Source organism: Microbulbifer sp. GL-2 (genome assembly GCF_007183175.1).
Taxonomy (GTDB): Bacteria; Pseudomonadota; Gammaproteobacteria; order Pseudomonadales; family Cellvibrionaceae; genus Microbulbifer.
In genome coordinates, this window is sequence record NZ_AP019807.1 from 3,404,898 (window position 1) to 3,422,017 (window position 17,120).

General features: G+C 44.9%; 19 protein-coding genes and 1 pseudogene. 17 read left to right on the forward strand and 3 right to left on the reverse strand.

Features of this window, described 5'->3' with window-relative positions; translation table 11 throughout:
- Nucleotides 1-18 precede the first annotated feature (18 nt).
- The 11 genes from GL2_RS14955 to GL2_RS15010 all read left to right on the forward strand — a co-directional run bounded on the left by GL2_RS14955 (nucleotide 19) and on the right by GL2_RS15010 (nucleotide 8,170).
- The gene (locus GL2_RS14955; protein ID WP_143731399.1) at nucleotides 19-1,410 is read left to right on the forward strand and encodes a class II 3-deoxy-7-phosphoheptulonate synthase; all 1,392 of its coding nucleotides are present in this window, start codon (nucleotides 19-21) and stop codon (nucleotides 1,408-1,410) included.
- Between the two features lie 459 nt (nucleotides 1,411-1,869).
- Complete coding sequence (locus tag GL2_RS14960; RefSeq protein ID WP_143731400.1) at nucleotides 1,870-2,289, forward strand: HEAT repeat domain-containing protein; 420 nt, start codon at nucleotides 1,870-1,872, stop codon at nucleotides 2,287-2,289.
- A 47-nt stretch (nucleotides 2,290-2,336) separates the two neighbouring features.
- Complete coding sequence (locus GL2_RS14965; protein ID WP_143731401.1) at nucleotides 2,337-2,789, forward strand: hypothetical protein; 453 nt, start codon at nucleotides 2,337-2,339, stop codon at nucleotides 2,787-2,789.
- Between the two features lie 159 nt (nucleotides 2,790-2,948).
- Complete coding sequence (locus GL2_RS14970) at nucleotides 2,949-3,314, forward strand: hypothetical protein (RefSeq protein WP_143731402.1); 366 nt, start codon at nucleotides 2,949-2,951, stop codon at nucleotides 3,312-3,314.
- A gap of 478 nt (nucleotides 3,315-3,792) precedes the next feature.
- Nucleotides 3,793-4,242 (forward strand): hypothetical protein, encoded by a 450-nt coding sequence (locus GL2_RS14980; protein ID WP_143731404.1) that lies wholly within the window; start codon nucleotides 3,793-3,795, stop codon nucleotides 4,240-4,242.
- A 34-nt stretch (nucleotides 4,243-4,276) separates the two neighbouring features.
- A complete protein-coding gene (locus GL2_RS14985) occupies nucleotides 4,277-4,690 on the forward strand; it encodes a hypothetical protein (RefSeq protein ID WP_232053637.1) in 414 nt (137 codons plus the stop codon).
- Nucleotides 4,691-4,761: 71 nt separating this feature from the next.
- Nucleotides 4,762-5,157 (forward strand): VOC family protein, encoded by a 396-nt coding sequence (locus GL2_RS14990; RefSeq protein ID WP_143731405.1) that lies wholly within the window; start codon nucleotides 4,762-4,764, stop codon nucleotides 5,155-5,157.
- 116 nt (nucleotides 5,158-5,273) lie between these two features.
- Nucleotides 5,274-5,705, forward strand: a complete 432-nt coding sequence (locus GL2_RS14995) for a hypothetical protein (RefSeq protein WP_143731406.1) — start codon at nucleotides 5,274-5,276, stop codon at nucleotides 5,703-5,705.
- Between the two features lie 987 nt (nucleotides 5,706-6,692).
- On the forward strand, nucleotides 6,693-6,914 hold the full coding sequence (locus tag GL2_RS15000; RefSeq protein WP_143731407.1) for a hypothetical protein: 222 nt from the start codon (nucleotides 6,693-6,695) through the stop codon (nucleotides 6,912-6,914).
- Between the two features lie 535 nt (nucleotides 6,915-7,449).
- Nucleotides 7,450-7,824, forward strand: coding sequence for a hypothetical protein (locus tag GL2_RS15005; RefSeq protein WP_143731408.1), 375 nt, complete (start codon nucleotides 7,450-7,452; stop codon nucleotides 7,822-7,824).
- A 112-nt stretch (nucleotides 7,825-7,936) separates the two neighbouring features.
- Complete coding sequence (locus tag GL2_RS15010) at nucleotides 7,937-8,170, forward strand: hypothetical protein (protein ID WP_143731409.1); 234 nt, start codon at nucleotides 7,937-7,939, stop codon at nucleotides 8,168-8,170.
- A gap of 40 nt (nucleotides 8,171-8,210) precedes the next feature.
- Here GL2_RS15010 and GL2_RS15015 read toward each other — a convergent pair whose 3' ends face one another.
- On the reverse strand, nucleotides 8,211-9,152 hold the full coding sequence (locus GL2_RS15015; RefSeq protein WP_143731410.1) for an IS110 family transposase: 942 nt from the start codon (nucleotides 9,150-9,152) through the stop codon (nucleotides 8,211-8,213).
- Between the two features lie 433 nt (nucleotides 9,153-9,585).
- Between GL2_RS15015 and GL2_RS15020 the strand changes: the two genes are divergently transcribed.
- The 3 genes from GL2_RS15020 (at nucleotide 9,586) to GL2_RS15030 (ending at nucleotide 12,764) form a co-directional block, all read left to right on the forward strand.
- Nucleotides 9,586-10,926, forward strand: coding sequence for an IS4 family transposase (locus GL2_RS15020; protein WP_172621166.1), 1,341 nt, complete (start codon nucleotides 9,586-9,588; stop codon nucleotides 10,924-10,926).
- 54 nt (nucleotides 10,927-10,980) lie between these two features.
- Nucleotides 10,981-11,841, forward strand: coding sequence for a M23 family metallopeptidase (locus tag GL2_RS15025; RefSeq protein WP_143731412.1), 861 nt, complete (start codon nucleotides 10,981-10,983; stop codon nucleotides 11,839-11,841).
- A 308-nt stretch (nucleotides 11,842-12,149) separates the two neighbouring features.
- Complete coding sequence (locus GL2_RS15030; protein WP_143731413.1) at nucleotides 12,150-12,764, forward strand: hypothetical protein; 615 nt, start codon at nucleotides 12,150-12,152, stop codon at nucleotides 12,762-12,764.
- 42 nt (nucleotides 12,765-12,806) lie between these two features.
- Here GL2_RS15030 and GL2_RS15035 read toward each other — a convergent pair.
- Nucleotides 12,807-13,761, reverse strand: a pseudogene (locus GL2_RS15035) (IS110 family transposase).
- A gap of 335 nt (nucleotides 13,762-14,096) precedes the next feature.
- On the opposite strand from GL2_RS15035, the gene GL2_RS15040 reads away from it, so the two are divergent.
- The 3 genes from GL2_RS15040 to GL2_RS15050 all read left to right on the forward strand — a co-directional run bounded on the left by GL2_RS15040 (nucleotide 14,097) and on the right by GL2_RS15050 (nucleotide 15,475).
- Complete coding sequence (locus tag GL2_RS15040; protein ID WP_143731414.1) at nucleotides 14,097-14,405, forward strand: hypothetical protein; 309 nt, start codon at nucleotides 14,097-14,099, stop codon at nucleotides 14,403-14,405.
- Nucleotides 14,406-14,469: 64 nt separating this feature from the next.
- Nucleotides 14,470-15,096, forward strand: coding sequence for a methyltransferase domain-containing protein (locus GL2_RS15045; RefSeq protein WP_143731415.1), 627 nt, complete (start codon nucleotides 14,470-14,472; stop codon nucleotides 15,094-15,096).
- Nucleotides 15,097-15,190: 94 nt separating this feature from the next.
- On the forward strand, nucleotides 15,191-15,475 hold the full coding sequence (locus GL2_RS15050) for a hypothetical protein (protein WP_143731416.1): 285 nt from the start codon (nucleotides 15,191-15,193) through the stop codon (nucleotides 15,473-15,475).
- A gap of 28 nt (nucleotides 15,476-15,503) precedes the next feature.
- On the opposite strand, the gene GL2_RS15055 is transcribed toward GL2_RS15050, so the two are convergent.
- The gene (locus GL2_RS15055) at nucleotides 15,504-16,445 is read right to left on the reverse strand and encodes an IS110 family transposase (protein ID WP_143731417.1); all 942 of its coding nucleotides are present in this window, start codon (nucleotides 16,443-16,445) and stop codon (nucleotides 15,504-15,506) included.
- Between the last annotated feature and the right edge of the window lie 675 nt (nucleotides 16,446-17,120).

Sequence of the window (17,120 nt, forward strand, 5' to 3'; positions counted from 1 at the left end):
TAGAAGTAAGAGTGAAAGATGGAAGTTGAGCTAGGAGTCCCAGTGTCTGAATCCCCCACCCAAGTCTGGACCCCACAGAGCTGGCGAAACTTCACCGCACACCAACAGCCCAAATACGCCTCCGCTGAAGACGTTTCCCAGGTAGCCAAGCAGCTTGCGGGCCACCCGCCATTGGTGTTTGCTGCTGAAGCACGCGAGCTGCGGCGTCAGTTGGCCCAGGTAGCAGAAGGCAAAGCGTTTTTGTTACAGGGCGGTGACTGTGCAGAGTCTTTTGCTGACTTCAATGCAAACCGTATTCGTGACACTTTTAAAGTGTTGCTGCAAATGGCAGTGGTTCTCACCTTTGCCGGTAATTTGCCTGTAGTTAAGGTTGCGCGGATGGCCGGCCAATACGCCAAGCCTCGCTCTGCGGATACTGAAACTGTGAATGGTATTGAGCTGCCCAGCTATCGCGGCGATATTATCAATGGCATTGACTTTACCAATGAGGCCCGCCAACCAGACCCCCAGCGCATGGTCACCGCCTATAACCAGTCGGCTGCCACACTCAACCTGTTGCGTGCCTTTGCCCAAGGCGGCCTGGCGGACCTTCACCAAGTGCACGGTTGGAACTTGAGCTTCCTCAAGAACAACCCTCAGCGCGAAAAATATGCACAGCTGGCTGAGCGCCTGCAGGAAGCCCTGGAATTTATGGCGGTGTGTGGTGTGACTTCAGAAAACACCCCTGCCATTCGTGAGACAGTACTTTACACATCACACGAAGCGCTGTTGCTGGAGTATGAGCAGGCATTGACCCGCACTGACAGCCTCACCGGCAAGTGGTATGACTGCTCCGCGCATATGCTCTGGATCGGTGAGCGAACCCGCCAGCTGGATGGTGCTCACGTGGAGTTCCTGTCTGGAGTCTGTAACCCGATCGGTGTAAAAGTCGGCCCCAGTATGCAGCCGGATGAGCTGCTGCGCCTGATTGACAAGCTCAATCCCGAAAACGATGCAGGTCGCCTTACTTTGATCACTCGTATGGGGGCCGATACTCTAGGGGACAAGCTGCCAGAACTTGTGCGTGCAGTACAAAGGGAAGGCCGCTCCGTGGTCTGGAGCACAGACCCCATGCATGGCAATACCGTAAAAGCCGGCAATGGTTACAAAACCCGCGACTTTGATAAAATCCTACGTGAAATTCGTGACTTCTTCTCCGTACACTGGGCCGAAGGCAGTCACCCTGGCGGTATCCACTTGGAAATGACCGGTGAACACGTTACCGAATGCACTGGCGGCGCCTGGAAAATATCAGAAGCCGATCTTGCCAGCTGCTATCGCACCCAATGCGACCCAAGACTGAATGCCGACCAAGTGCTGGAGCTGGCTTTCTGCGTATCGGAGTGGCTGCGCGCAGGGCGGATTGCCTAACCGCTTAATTTTAATGCTATCACATTGGCCCCTTGCTCTGAGATCGACACTTGGGCAAGGGGTTTTTCTTTACTGGAAATAAAGCTGAGAGTTAAGAGCCGGAAGCTAAGAAATGGCCCCCAGGTTGAGTACCAGTTAATAATTCCAGCGTTCAATAATTTCAAACCTACACCCATTTCGTGACCAAAACAGGCCAGAGATTTCGGTCGTCATGACCGTTATTTCTGAGTATTTGTAGATTGGAGATAAAAGCCTAATGAAATCAACGGGTTGGATACGGTAAGAAAATCTGTGATAGTGGTCATGATGACCATTTTTCCATTTGTGAAGATGGTACCAACTGATTGTATCTAGTTGATTTTTAAAGGGAAGTCAGAGCAGTGGCGGGAATTTGCATCTGAAATAGTAATCAAGATAATAGTGGTCGTGATGATCACTATATAAATGTTAGGGCACCTCATGATTGAGTCTGCAGAAGAATTTAAAAGGCTTAGAGAAAGCGAAGTAATAGATGAATATACTCGCGCCGCTCATGACCAGGCTCCCACGAAAATATGGGAGGATGTTCTCGAGAAATATCCAAAACTGGCATTCTGGGTAGCGCAGAACAAAACTGTACCAGTCGAAATACTAGAAAATCTAGCAGCGCACGATGACCCAAAAGTCCGAGGCATGGTTGCTCGTAAAAGGAAAATTCCAGAATCGCTCATGCTGCAACTAGCAAAAGATAAAGATGAATCCGTAAGGAATGCGCTCGCGAACAACGGTAAAATTACTGAAGCGGTATTGAGGGTTCTAATAAATGATTCCTGGCAAGTTGTCAGGGAAAGGGCTTCGGAGAAACTTCGAGCCCTAACAAGCAAAGGCAGCGGACGCTAAGAGCGCCGCTGCTTTGAGCGTTAGGCTTCAAATAGAGATAAAAAACCATGGATGAAATCTACCACCCTCCCGCATCTGAGTTAGAGACTAAGAAGAAAAGTGTCTCCCCCTTATATAAGATCTCTGGCATCGGTGTGGCTACATTTGTCGGATCAATCTTAGCTGGGGGGGTTCTTATGTACTTGAATTACAAAAGGCTCGGGCTATATGACAAAGCAACGAAATGTATCGTCATTTCAATTGTTGCAACAATAGCGATTTTCGGAGTTGTCTATTTAATTCCCGAGGACATAAATATTCCTAATATAGCATTCACAATCCCACAAGTTATTGCAATGGTTCAAATCGCCAAAAGCCAGCAAGAAGCTCTAATTAATGAGCATATTAGTTCGGGGGGGACTATGTCCTCTAACTGGAAGGCTTTTGGTATTAGTGTACTGATTATTCTAGCTATCATAGCTTTAGTTACTGGCGCTGTATTTGTCACGACTACAGCCTAACAAGCAGCGGCAGAGCGACAACCAGCGCGGAGCACCTTTTGTGTTACTCGCTGTCGCTCAAAAATTAACACAAAAGGTGCTCCGCGCTGGTTGCGCCTGCGCTGGGCGTTAAGTTTTCACGAGGTAAAAGTGAAATTCTCAAATTTACTGATATTCCTAATGACAGTTCCTTTGGCTGCTACGGCAGTAGAGGTTGACGTGGTGACTGAAAAATCCGCGAGTTATTTCTGTCAAGGAAACAAAAATTTCTTGGCATGTATAAAGCCGGAGATCGACTTTGAGTCTAGACAGTGTATAGATTATGTGGTTGAAAATTCTAAACCTTGTGTGGGGAGCGAGCTTTCTCAACTTTCAAGCAATTCATCATCTAGTGAAATTGAAAAGGCCGCCACTCTTTATACGCAATGTTCAATGTTAGAACTTCTTAAAGCAGAGAATATTGAATACGCGCAATTCCAGGATTGCTTCGACAGCAAGTATGATGAGTCCCAGGTACACCCAAAACTTAACAAGCGCAAGCAGTAAGCTACGGCCCTTCGGGCCTCCGCGGGACGCCCAACGCTATGCACCTTTTGTGCGGGTCGCTGCGCTCCCAGTTTCGCACAAAACGTGCATAGCATTGGTCGCCCCTGTTGCGGGCGTTAAATGCCCCAAGAATTATGAAGCACGAACTCTGGATAGAGAATGAAGATGAGCAGACGTTTTGCCTAGCGGGACCGCATGGCGACAGCGCACGCAATTTGCTAGAACCCGGAGCAAAACTCGCGTGGACATGTGAAGCGTCGTCGTACTTCGAAGCAATGACAAAGTACTATCAGCACATGGGGTGGGGTGAGTACAAAAGTGATTACCCAGAAGAAGATAAAAAAACATATTCCGAGCAAGGCTGGGAGTAACATGCATTTAACAAGGCCAGGCACAATCGCCCCTTCGGGGCTGGACCTCCGCACTGCGTGCTCCGGCCTGTGCTGGCGGCGTTATGTTTTCGCAATGAATTGAGAATATGCCGAGAATAGGATTGATATCAGTATTAGTGGTAATGGCATGCATAAACGTAGTTCTTGATTTTCTGCGACATGCATCAATATCTGATATTCATATAAATGTAGTAACTTCAGCATTAATCGCAGGTATTGCAACTAGCATTCCAGCCGGTATAGCGCTGCTCATATCATACAAAACTCGCTTTAAACTTGGTGGTATTAATATTTACCGTTTGGCCTCTGATTCTGTACTTGGGTTAAGTCTGTTGGCGTGGTTTTATCTACTTTTTATACGTGAGCGCCCCGAATACTACGAAGGGGCATCACATATGTATGTTGCAACATGGCCTATATTACTAGGTGTAATCGCAATTGTTTTGTATGTAAGCTGCCTGTTAGTTCAAGGCACGTACTGGGCAATAAAACATAACAAGTCAAAGCAGCAAGGGCCTTCGGCCGGGACGCGCTAACGCGCGCCCCTGTTTGAGGCGTTATGAGTAGAGCATGATTCGAAGATTTTTACTTATTTTAAATATGCTCCTTGTCGTTCCGGCTTATGGTAGCGGAGGCCCTGAAGAGGTAGAGCTATCTCCAGACTCTGCGTTAAAGCTTGGCTTTAAAGTAAAAATCGCTCCTGAAGGCAGCGCGACAATGGTAGAAATTATTGGCCCGCCGGCCATCAATAATGGCTGCCTACCGGCTAGGAGCGGAAGCTTTATCTTAGATAAGAGCGGCAAAGAAATTTCAGTCTACATTACAGAGCTTCCCAGGAGAGCAGAAAGCCCAAAAACGGTTGGCTATTTGGTTAGTAAGAACTCAACTAGCATGGGCGTATTCATCGATTATTTTTGCCCTGGTGAAAGGATTTATGAGAGCAAAAGGTACACCATTACCTCCATCGAGGCGTGGAACTCATAACAATCGCAGGCAGTTTGCTCCGGCCCTTCGGGCCTCCGCGGGGCGTTGTGCATTAAAGAAGTGAGGAAGAAGTGAAAGGAATATTCCATTTATCTTTTGTGGCTGACAACTTTGAAACCACCCGAAAATTTTATGAGGAAGTGCTTGGGTGTCGTACCGGTAGGGAAAAAGAGACATGGCTTGATATTCACTTTTTCGGCCACCAACTAACTATCCATAGGAATAATTGCCCATCCGAAGTAAGCCCTATTGATCACTTTGGTGTGATTCTTGATAAAGATGAGTGGCATAATCTTTCTGAAAGAGTTTCCGCAAGTAATACTGGTTATGTTCTTTCGCCAAATGTAATAAAAATAGATACTGAAGCCGAGTCTGGAAAATACATTATAAAAGATCCATCGGGGAACATCCTTGAGTTTAAGTACTACTCAGAGCTGATCCACCCCATGAGCGAGGCCTATGCATAACAAGCAGCGGCAGAGCGACAGCCAACACTACGCACATTTTGTGTTACTCGCTGGCGCTCAAACATTAACACAAAATGCGCTCCGCGCTGGCTGCGCCTGCGCTGGGCGTTAGCATTATGAAAATCATCGAACTTAGATATCGCGGAAATGGAGTTGTTCAGATAATACTTGGGGGAGCCACAATAGCGGGTGCTTATCTGTTTTGGGCTTCATCTATGAATCTTGAAACCCTGGCCTTCTTCAGCATATCTATTGGCGTTTTTGGGTTGGCCTTCATTTTACTTGGGCTGAAGACACTTCGGTATAAGCCACTTTCAATAAAATATGGTAATGGTGAGGTTTGGCTTCCAGAGAATGTTGGCTCAAGAAACTATGTAAAAATAAAGGTTCATGAAGTTCAGAAGGTTTTCATAAAATCACATGTTCCTAATTATATTAAAACCCTCGAGGTATTTTCGGCGGATGGAGCATCGTCAATTTTACTCGAAGCAATACCAAAAGTTCAATTAGGTGAGCTGCTCAATTACCTCGGAGAGCGCCAATGCTAACAATCGCAAGCAGTATGCTACGGCCCTTCGGGCCTCCGCGGGACGCCCAACGCCATGCACATTATGTGCGGGTCGCTACGCTCCCAGTTTCGCACAAAATGTGCATGGCATTGGTCGCCCCTGTTGCGGGCGTTATGGATTATTATGAATTTTCCTAAGCTCAATCTATTATTGGTAATTTTCTTGACGTTGGGAGGTTGCTCTTCATTGGGGGCCCAGTATTATTGCGGTGATCCCGATAACAAAAAGAAATGGGAGTTAGTTGATCTAACCTCTGAATCACAGCGAGTCTATTTGGAATTAATCCCAAAAGAGTCGGTGTTCTTCAAAACGCCCAAAAAGTACTACTGGTATACGTCTGGGAAGCAAACTCGGTTGTGTTCGCCAACTCTGGAGTTGGAACCTGGATTTTTCGATGAATCGGTCGAGGGCTGCTTTATCTACGAGTTCATTTTTGAAGGCAGCAATATAGTACAAGAACGTGAGCTAGTGTGTACTGGCTAATCCATAACAAAGTGCTCTACCGGACCGCCTACTGTGTAGGCAGGGACTCGCAAAAAGCACGCTTTTTACTCGCCGGTAAGCACGGCGTTATTGTGGCGGTCAGTTTTATTGAGTTTTCGTGGTAACTGAAGGTTTAGTACCACTAAAGAACAACCAGCATTGAGCAAATTTTGCTGATTGCAATTCAAGCAGTTTCGTTCCTAGAGTGTTCGCTCAGCTGCTGTAAAAAGGGGCAGTCTGCTGCAATTTCGTGGAGTGCCAGTAAGATAGGAATTGGTTGGGGAAAGTGCGGTATTCTTCCCTCGTAAATATTGGGCAGCGGCCAGCCAAACTATGGCTGGCAAAGTGCTAGTAGTCGGTCCCGAGTGCGCCAGCTATAACCAGGCTAGTCAAGCTCGCCCAACCCCTCCGGGGCTGGGCTGGACAGCCTACGCGTTGCTTCGGCTGCCCTTGCTAGCGGCGTTAAGTGTCAGGAGCAATTGAGTGAAAAGTGGCTCAAAAGGGAGTGATAAAGAATTAGAGAAATTCTCTAGCATGTCGCTCCCCGATATTAATAAGGAAATTGAGCGCTGCATGCGGGGTTCCAAAAATGGCGGCACTACCGCTGGTCGTAAATCATTTTTCAAGCGATTACTATGGCTCGAAGAAATCCGAGAAGAAAAACACGGCATAGAGGCACCGAGGCGTGATTTTAGAAAGCACTAAAGCAAAAACACTTAACAAGTTTGTCAATGAACGCACTTCGTGCTGGACCGCTAAAAGCGTTGCTTCGCAACAACGCGGCCCATTACAAAGGCGTTATGTTTCACCAAGAGAGTATCGGGTTTTAAGATGAAAGGTGCGATTTTAGTATTGTCGATCATGCTATTGGTATCGCTGTCTGCTCATCTGGTATTCAAGCAACGATATTGGCTGGCTGTTATCGTTTCAGTGATAGCCTGTAGTCTACCCATTCCACTATATTTGCTTTTCTCTGACTTCGACTATTTCAAAGTGACGGGTGAAAACGGTATGGTCCTAACAGGAAACACAGCTCTGATTTTTACAATCACTATTTCTGCTGTAGTCTCTTTCTTTTGTTCTGTAGTTGTCGGTAGGATATTAAGGAGCTTTCGTGTTGGTAAAACATAACCAAGCAGTGAACTTCGCTCCAGCCACTGCGTGGCTTACGCCGGACCTCCGCTGCTTTGCAGCTCCGGCCGGTTACTGCGGGCGTTAAGCCCCCAAAGGAATATACCCATTGAGCAAGTATGTTGGTTGTATTATTAATGAGCTTGAAGAATCAGAGGTCATAGATAACGACTTTGGTTTGTTCGTGATTTCAGTAAAAATAGATGATTCAGGTGAAATATATGAAACTGAATCAATTGAGCCAATTAATAAAATTGGTGTCGATATAGAGCATGAAGAATGTCTTTTTCATGTGTCATCTGGCAAAGAGGCATTAAAAGTTTCTGAAGCATATACTGAAATAGCCATGATTGATTCTGGGTTTTCACTAGTGTCGGCCTTAGAGAAAACACTTGATGATTCATGGGTAAGAATAGATAACCCAGTAATAGGCTTTGGGGAAAACATAGATGATAAGCGCTTCTTTATCGTGTGCCAGGCTTAACAAGGCGCTCAACTACACTCCAGCCGCAAGCGGCCTCCGTCGGACAGCCAAAAGCGTGCTTCGCACTGGCTGCCGGTTAGCTTAGCGTTAAGTGCACAAGGAGAGTCAAGCATTGTTCGAGTCAAGTGAACTGAATGAAATTCTAAGTGCAGAGTTGGCTCGTGGTAACGAAGTAGCTGAAGCTTCTGCTTGGCCACCCAAGTGCAAGAACTTGGTAATCCTAAAGCATCGTTTCCACAAGCCCTATACCTTCGAGTCTTTAGAGTACCGTAAAATAAACGACCCGCATTATTGGTATGCGGAGTATTCAACAATTAATAGTGTGGAGTGTCTGGCGTGCAAGTAGTTCAGCACTTAACAAGTGACTATGGTTCTTCGTCAAGCTTTTAAGCCATATTTTCATCCCAGTATGTGTTGTTTTTTACCATCGTATTCAGAATGGTAAGTTGCTTTCTCATATATGCAATGAGGGCCACTTTCTTAGGCTTGCCAGCGTCGACTAAGCGTTTATACATTGGCTTTAATTTAGGATGGCACTGGATGGCCGACATGATGGAAACAAACAGAACTGTGCGTACGCGATGCCTTCCGCCTCGAATATATCTCTTGCCCTGGAAGCTGCCGCTATCTCGGTTCATTGGGGCGATACCAACGAGTGCAGCAATCTCTTTTCGGTTCAGTTTTCCCAATTCCGGTAGTTCGCTCATCAGGGTGTAGGCCAACACATTCCCGACCCCTTTAGCACTTAACAATAGGTCACGTTTTTGTCGCCACTCGGCAATACTGCTAACGAGTTTATCCAGCTGCTTGTCGATTACTTCTAACTCTTTTTTAATGGCTTTCAATATGGCTTGAATAGGTTTGTGTACAGATTTAGGCATTCGCTTAAGGCGGTTCTTTTGCATGGTGCCCATCTCCAAGCACTGGCTTCTTACAACCAGTAAATCACTGATATTCCTTAATTTTTCAGATTTTATCGATGATAGCCTCGGCTTCATTGCCTCCCCAAAGTGAGCAATGTCGACAGCATCCAGCTTGCCAGTTTTGGCGAGTCGCCCCGCTGACTTTGCAAAGTTTCTTACCTGCGAAGGATTGCAAACAACAATCGGCAGTCCCGCTTTGTGAGCAGCACAGACAAACTCCAGTTCAAGTCTTCCGGTGGACTCGATAAGCACTCTTTTGGGTTTAAGGGGTTGCAGTCGTTTAATGGCGTCCTTAATACCATCTTTATCATTGGTAACACTAAAGAATTGGCCAGTTGGTCTCACAGAAATATCGAGCTGTTTGCTGCTAGTATCGATACCGACATTGATCTCTTGAGGTTCCATAAGATAAGCTATCTCCGCCTTGCTATTCGGGCTCGAGGCCCACATGACTATTCGAGTTATGCCTAGTGAGTGCTTATCACGTTCATACTTGTTATCGGTCTTTTATGAACCGGCCAGGCAGCGAACGGTGATAAACAAGGCCTTCGGTGGCCGCCGAAGGTGGGTCTCAATTTACCCGTTAGCGAAAAGGGTTTTCAACATCAGAATCGGGCAAGAACAACCATACAAGTTGCTGCAACGGACTTGTAAAACTGTCACTTGTTTTACAAAACTTCGCAAAACAAGCGTCATTTTTACAAGCCGCTGAGCAAGGCGCTAAGTTTTATACACAAGTTTTTTCAGTTTTATTATAAAAATCAATGAGTTACAGTTTGTACGGTATAGGAGCTACAGATTTGGCTGGATAATTATGCAGGACTGGGTCAGGGACGAAGTGAAAAATCAGGTTATGGGTGATACACGATTGAATAAGCGCTTGTCCAATATTCTCAGTAATTTAAGTTCCGACCCAAAGAGTAGTATACCCTGTGCAAACAAGTCTTGGGCAGAAACCTTTGCAGCCTATCGATTTATCGAAAATGATAAAGTCAGCTTTGACTCCATTATGAGTGGCCATAAATCAGCCACTCTTGAAAGAATCAAGGTTCAGCCAGTTGTTCTTATCCCTCAGGATACCACTTTCTTAAATTTTGCTACCGATTTAGAAAGCAAAGAAATGGGAACACTCCGACGCAAAGAGACTAATCAGCAGCTCCTACATACGTCTATCGCTATAACACCATCCAGAGATAATCTGGGAATTATTGAGGGTAGCATGTGGCAGCGAGATAAAGAATCTAGTGCTAATTCTCGCTATACCAAGTCGATACAAGATAAAGAGAGTCGACGCTGGCTAGACCATTATGAATCAGCTTGTGAGATACAAGAGCGCTGCCCTGAAACCACGATTGTGAGTATCGCGGATAGAGAGGGGGATATTCATGAGTGGTTTCAATTAGCTGAAGATCAAAATGAACAGCGGCGTGCAAGCTATATTGTTCGAGCCAAGGCTAATCGTAGTTTAGAGATCGAAGGAGAAGATACGACTTTACTTTGGGACTATTTGACCAAACAGAAGTCCATCGGAAAATACTCAGTAGGTATCCCCAAAAGGAATGGGGAGCCAGAAAGGGAAGCTAAGGTCAGTGTATCCATTGCAGAAGTAAGATTACAGGGAAAAGGAAAATCAAAACGACCTCTTTCTATCTACGCAGTTTTTGCTAAGGAATTAAGCCCACCAGAAGGCAAAAAAGGTATTGAATGGATGCTGCTGACCGATCTTGCAGTTGAGGACTTTAAGCAAGCGAGGATCATCATTGAGTGGTATCGAAGTCGATGGGAAATTGAAACCTATTTTAGAGTGGTGAAAGGCGGATGCCAGATAGAAAGTAGTCGCTTTAGAACCGAGCAGCGAATGCTGAACTGTATTGCAATCTATATGATTATTGGGTGGCGTCTACACTCCATGACAACACGAGCACGAACGCTTCCTGATACATCGTGTACGAAAGTCTACTCTGAAAAAGAGTGGCGTATGATATGGATAATGCAAGCTAAAACTCCCCCACCAAATGAAGCTCCAAGTATGAGAGATATAACGCGTATGTTGGCAGGACTTGGAGGCTTTCTGGGGCGGAGCGGCGATGGTGAGCCTGGAGTTAAAACCGTTTGGCAGGGGTACACTAAACTTCTCCATTATATGGAGGCAGCGGAGGCTTTAAATGGACTTAAATGATGTGTATAACACACAGTGCGGGCGTTAGGTGGATCAATAGGTAGTCAACATAGTATGTTCATAAGGCTCATAGTTTTAACTCTACTAATATCTACAGAGGCATTTTGCCAAGAAATATACAAGTACAAGGATGAATCAGGAAAGTGGGTGTTCACCGATAAGCGCCCATCAGACATAAATGATAATGAATTTGAAAGCGTAGAGTATAAGAGAGAAGTAATTGAGTCCGCGCCGAGGGTCTTCAGTCGTAACGCAGGTCGCATGAATATTTTGGTCGCAGATAACCCCTATCATGCTCCGGTAGAGTTTCTTATAAAATCGTCTCAATTGGCAGACGGTTCAAACAAATATGTCGTCCCAGCCGCGAGTCAAAAAGATTTGTATACAAGCCCTCAACAGATTGGTCCTTTCCGTTATCGCTGGCGGCTGGGTGACCCCTCTGCGTCGGAGCACGGCCATCTCTACAAATTTCCGGTATCCTCAAAGTTTTTTCATAGGATTACCCAGGGATTCAATGGAAGTTTCTCACACTCTAAGCGACCAAACATATATGCAGTAGACATAGCGCTTCCTGTCGGAACGGATATCAGTGCCGCTAGGGATGGCGTGGTTATCTGGGTGAAAGATGATTATCACATGGGTGGTAAGAACAAGTACTTTCTTGATAAGGCAAACTATGTAAAAGTGCTCCACGAAGATGGCACTTACGCAACTTATGCTCATATATTGATAGGAACTGCCACGGTTAAACCAGGTGACATGGTTAAGGCAGGCGATGTGCTTGCAAGGTCTGGATCCTCGGGTTACTCAACTGGGCCTCACCTTCACTTTGCCATACGTAAAAATGTAGGCCTAAAAACAGTTTCCATTCCTTTCAAATTTATTTCGGATAGTGGTATTACCTATACTCCTTAGAAGGGTATGGTGATTGACGAGTTGGGGGAAAACACCTAACAATTCAACGCACACGGATGCAGAAAAGCTGCGCCGGTGTTTGAGGCGTTAGGCAACTGGCCAAAGTCATGGAACGATATAAATACAATATATTCGGTAGGAAAGTCCTGATTGAAAGAAGTAACAACAGGTGGGAGACTTTTTACCAAGGCGCTGAAGGTAAGCGCCGAAATGCTGGAATATTCGCGCCACCGGCTGGGCTGGACAGCCTACGCTCCGCTTCGACTGCCCTTGCTAGCAACGTTAGGCGGCTAGGAAAGTTAATATAGATGATTTATTTTATTTTAATTACCATAGTACTTGTAATATTACTCGTGTCATTCATGGGGTTTTATGCATTCAAAAATCTTCCTAAAAAGTATTTCTTTTTCATAACTTTTATACTTATCGTCTCGCCTGTTATTATATTCAAGCTCTATGAAAGAAACTTTATTATTGGCTCTATCCCTTCTGGTTTAAAGGTTCATGAAGTTCTCTATAATAAAGAAGGGTCATGGGGATTCGGCCCTGGTGGTAATGAAGCAGGAATTAGGGTGTTTAGGCTAACTCCATCAGTTACTTCAGAAATTACAGCTTACGGAATTAATTTTTTCCAGAATCTGGAAGTCGATAGATCTCAAAGACGAATTACACGCTCGTTTAGAGAGTGGTCTGGAACACCTGTTCAGCCTTCTAAATATTGGAAGAACAGCAAAGATGCTGAGAAGTTAGATATCTGCGATTATGTTTGTGCGTATGGTTTTTGTATTGATATCGATCCTGAAATGGTTGAGCTAGCAAATCAGATGGTGAATGAGTCAGGTAATTTCTATTCATTTGGACGAATAGGCTTAATAATCGTAAGTCCAAGTAAAAAAACAGTAATGTATCTATACAATGGTTAACGAAATGCGTCTAACAAGTGATTATGGTTGCTCGTCAAGCTTTTAAGCCATATTTTCATCCCAGTATGTGTTGTTTTTTACCATCGTATTCAGAATGGTAAGTTGCTTTCTCATACATGCAATGAGGGCCACTTTCTTAGGCTTGCCAGCGTCGACTAAGCGTTTATACATTGGCTTTAATTTAGGATGGCACTGGATGGCCGACATGATGGAAACAAACAGAACTGTGCGTACGCGATGCCTTCCGCCTCGAATATATCTCTTGCCCTGGAAGCTGCCGCTATCGCGGTTCATTGGGGCGATACCAACGAGTGCAGCAATTTCTTTTCGGTTCAGTTTTCCCAATTCAGGTAGTTCGCTCATCAGGGTGTAGGCCAACACATTCCCGACTCCTTTAGCGCTTAACAATAGATCGCGTTTTTGTCGCCACTCGGCAATACTGCTAACGAGTTTATCCAGCTGCTTGTCGATTACTTCTAACTCTTTTTTAATGGCTTTCAATATGGCTTTCAATATGGCTTTCAATATGGCTTGAATAGGTTTGTGTACAGATTTAGGCGCGGTTCTTTTGCATGGTGCCCATCTCCAAGCACTGGCTTCTTACAGCCAGTAAGTCACTGATATTTCTTAATTTTTCAGGTTTTATCGACGATAGCCTCAGCTTCATTGCCTCCCCAAAGTGAGCAATGTCGACAGCATCCAGCTTGTCAGTTTTGGCGAGTCGCCCCGCTGACTTTGCAAAGTTTCTTACCTGCGAAGGATTGCAAACAACTATCGGTAATCCCGCTTTGTGAGCAGCACAGACGAACTCCAGTTCAAGTCTTCCGGTGGACTCGATAAGTACTCTTTTGGGTCTAAGGGGTTGCAGTCGTTTAATGGCGCCCTTAATATCATCTTTATCATTGGTAACGCTAAAGAACTGGCCAGTTGGTCTCACAAAAATATCGAGCTGTTTACTGCTAGTATCGATACCGACATTGATCTCTTGAGGTTCCATAAGATAAGCTATCTCCGCCTTGCTATTCGGGCTCGAGGCCCACATGACTATTCGAGTTATGCCTAGTGAGTGCTTATCACGTTCATACTTGTTATCGGTCTTTTATGAACCGGCCAGGCAGCGAACTGTGATAAACAAGGCCTTCGGTGGCCGCCGAAGGTGGGTCTCAATTTACCCGTTAGCGAAAAGGATTTTCAACATCAGAATCGGGCAAGAACAACCATACAAGTCAATGAACTACGCGCGCACAAGACGCACGCCGGACCGCCAACGCTATGCGCTTCACGCATGAACAGCTCCGGCCGCCGGTTATTGCAACGTTATGCACCTTCACTATGAATAAATATACCGACATAGTTGTGATTAGGGGAAATTGGCAAGGTGGCCATCACGGCACCCATCCAAAAGTATTGTCCATAACCCCTGAATCTGATAAGCCATTTGGAGTTTCTGAAGGTTGGGGGCACGGATTAGGCGGAAACAATTTTTCGCTAAAGGAGTTAGTAGAGCAAGAATTTATCGAAAAATTCAATACCAAGGAGTCAGAGGCTGTGTATTTGAAAATAAAAAATGCCTTTAAAAAAGGTGTTAACCAAAACATTCTGGCAAAACAACTGCTAGGCGAATTAGGTAAAAATGCATAACTAGGCGCTGCACCCGACTCCGCGGGTGAGCTTGGCGTTATGCTCAAAAAGGAGGATCGAGTTAATGAATAATGAGTATGTGCAATATGGCTGTGGGTGGTCTGCCGCAGCAAACTGGAAAAACTTTGACGCATCACCTACGTTGCGTTTTGAGCGGATACCAATTATAGGAAAGCTCTATACAAAAAATGATGCAAGATTTCCACAGAATGTTGAATATGGTGATATAGTCAAGGGATTGCCAATCCCTGATAATTCATGCAAAGGCGTGTATTGCTCACATATTCTTGAACATCTTTCTTTAGATGACTTCAAGCAAGCAATAATCAATACACACAAGGTTCTGAAAAGTGGAGGTTGTTTTCGGCTTGTTCTTCCAGATTTGGAGTATTCAATAAATAAATACATCAACGATTCTTCTGCTGATTCTGCATCTGTATTTTTGAAGGAAACATCACTAGGAAAAGAAAAAAGAAGCCGAGGATTAAAGGGGTTTTTGCTGGAATGGTATGGTAATAGTCAACACCTCTGGATGTGGGATTACAAATCAATTGCACAAGAATTAGAGAATGCAGGATTCATAGATATTAGAAAAGCAGAATATGGTGACGCTACTGACACATCGTTTACAGAAGTGGAAGATAAGGGGCGTTGGGAAAATTGCCTCGGTGTTGAATGCAAAAAAGCATAACAATCACATGCACTCGGACAGCAAAAAGCGCTGCTCGTTCCTCGCTATGCTTTTTGTTGCCGGTGATGTGAAGCGTTATGTGTAAAAGGATTTTATGGCACTTTTCATATTGGGCACACTTTTGGTGATAGTATTTTTCCCATTAGTATTGCCTTGGGGTAAAAAACTACTGATTTATTGTGCTGCTGTATGGTTTTTCTTGTGGCTTATTTTTTTCTTGCAAGCAGAGCGTGAAAGTAATCCGACTTATGATGCAGGTATGGTAGGTGATAGTGCTGTTTTAGGTGTTTCAATTTTGGCCTTTGCTATCGTAGTATTCGCACGTAGCTTAATTCATTTTGTCATGTATAAAGTTAAGGCTAATCGTAATCACACATAACAATTAACTATGGTTCTTCGTCAAGCTTTTAAGCCATATTTTCATCCCAGTATGTGTTGTTTTTTACCATCGTATTCAGAATGGTAAGTTGCTTTCTCATACATGCAATGAGGGCCACTTTCTTAGGCTTGCCAGCGTCGACTAAGCGTTTATACATTGGCTTTAATTTAGGATGGCACTGGATGGCCGACATGATGGAAACAAACAGAACTGTGCGTACGCGATGCCTTCCGCCTCGAATATATCTCTTGCCCTGGAAGCTGCCGCTATCTCGGTTCATTGGGGCGATACCAACGAGTGCAGCAATCTCTTTTCGGTTCAGTTTTCCCAATTCCGGTAGTTCGCTCATCAGGGTGTAGGCCAACACATTCCCGACCCCTTTAGCACTTAACAATAGGTCACGTTTTTGTCGCCACTCGGCAATACTGCTGACGAGTTTATCCGGTTGCTTGTCAATTACTTCTAACTCTTTTTTGATGGCTTTCAATATGGATTGAATAGGTTTGTGTACGGATTTAGGCATTCGCTTGAGACGGTTCTTTTGCATGGTGCTCATCTCCAAGCACTGGCTTCTTACAACCAGTAAATCACTGATATTCCTTAATTTTTCAGATTTTATCGATGATAGCCTCGGCTTCATTGCCTCCCCAAAGTGAGCAATGTCGACAGCATCCAGCTTGCCAGTTTTGGCGAGTCGCCCCGCTGACTTTGCAAAGTTTCTTACCTGCGAAGGATTGCAAACAACAATCGGCAGTCCCGCTTTGTGAGCAGCACAGACAAACTCCAGTTCAAGTCTTCCGGTGGACTCGATAAGCACTCTTTTGGGTTTAAGGGGTTGCAGTCGTTTAATGGCGTCCTTAATACCATCTTTATCATTGGTAACACTAAAGAATTGGCCAGTTGGTCTCACAGAAATATCGAGCTGTTTGCTGCTAGTATCGATACCGACATTGATCTCTTGAGGTTCCATAAGATAAGCTATCTCCGCCTTGCTATTCGGGCTCGAGGCCCACATGATTATTCGAGTTATGCCTAGTGAGTGCTTATCACGTTCATACTTGTTATCGGTCTTTTATGAACCGGCCAGGCAGCGAACGGTGATAAACAAGGCCTTCGGTGGCCGCCGAAGGTGGGTCTCAATTTACCCGTTAGGGAAAAGGATTTTCAACATCAGAATCGGACAAGAACAACCATACAAGCAAAGGCAGCGGATGCGTAAACGCACCGCTGCTTTGAGCGTTATGCCCTATAAACCATGAATCGAATATTTTACGTAGTACTTATAGCAACCTTACTTCCAGGGTGTCCTGCAACCTTTAATGGCATTGTCAAAAATGAGTCTGCCCACAAAATTGTAGTCGTCCCACCATTCGAAACGGAGTTTAGCTGGGTAATTGAGTCGGGCTCTGAAGATAAGGTAAATTGGTATCAAGAGTGCATTACTATAAAAAGCCCGAGTGGCATTCAATATTTTTCGGGCTGGCCAATTCCTGACAATTTTGTTAGTAACGGTGTCTTTAGTTCTAGCCTTGTGGCCGTCTATAAAAGTAACAAGCTGTTCTTTAAAACCAATGAGGGGCAGCTCATAAAAATAAACCAGGTCGCTGCATGTGCAAAGGCATAACAAGTTGCTCAACCACCGTTC

Bases quoted from the DNA above. Each gene is read 5' to 3' on its own strand.
- GL2_RS15045 (WP_143731415.1), top strand. From the start codon at position 14,470: ATGAATAATGAGTATGTGCAATATGGCTGTGGGTGGTCTGCCGCAGCA.
- GL2_RS15030 (WP_143731413.1), top strand. From the start codon at position 12,150: ATGATTTATTTTATTTTAATTACCATAGTACTTGTAATATTACTCGTG.
- GL2_RS14965 (WP_143731401.1), top strand. From the start codon at position 2,337: ATGGATGAAATCTACCACCCTCCCGCATCTGAGTTAGAGACTAAGAAG.
- GL2_RS14995 (WP_143731406.1), top strand. From the start codon at position 5,274: ATGAAAATCATCGAACTTAGATATCGCGGAAATGGAGTTGTTCAGATA.
- GL2_RS15040 (WP_143731414.1), top strand. From the start codon at position 14,097: ATGAATAAATATACCGACATAGTTGTGATTAGGGGAAATTGGCAAGGT.
- GL2_RS14970 (WP_143731402.1), top strand. From the start codon at position 2,949: ATGACAGTTCCTTTGGCTGCTACGGCAGTAGAGGTTGACGTGGTGACT.
- GL2_RS15015 (WP_143731410.1), bottom strand. From the start codon at position 9,152: ATGGAACCTCAAGAGATCAATGTCGGTATCGATACTAGCAGCAAACAG.
- GL2_RS15025 (WP_143731412.1), top strand. From the start codon at position 10,981: ATGTTCATAAGGCTCATAGTTTTAACTCTACTAATATCTACAGAGGCA.
- GL2_RS15055 (WP_143731417.1), bottom strand. From the start codon at position 16,445: ATGGAACCTCAAGAGATCAATGTCGGTATCGATACTAGCAGCAAACAG.
- GL2_RS14955 (WP_143731399.1), top strand. From the start codon at position 19: ATGGAAGTTGAGCTAGGAGTCCCAGTGTCTGAATCCCCCACCCAAGTC.
- GL2_RS14985 (WP_232053637.1), top strand. From the start codon at position 4,277: ATGATTCGAAGATTTTTACTTATTTTAAATATGCTCCTTGTCGTTCCG.
- GL2_RS14980 (WP_143731404.1), top strand. From the start codon at position 3,793: ATGCCGAGAATAGGATTGATATCAGTATTAGTGGTAATGGCATGCATA.
- GL2_RS15050 (WP_143731416.1), top strand. From the start codon at position 15,191: ATGGCACTTTTCATATTGGGCACACTTTTGGTGATAGTATTTTTCCCA.
- GL2_RS14960 (WP_143731400.1), top strand. From the start codon at position 1,870: ATGATTGAGTCTGCAGAAGAATTTAAAAGGCTTAGAGAAAGCGAAGTA.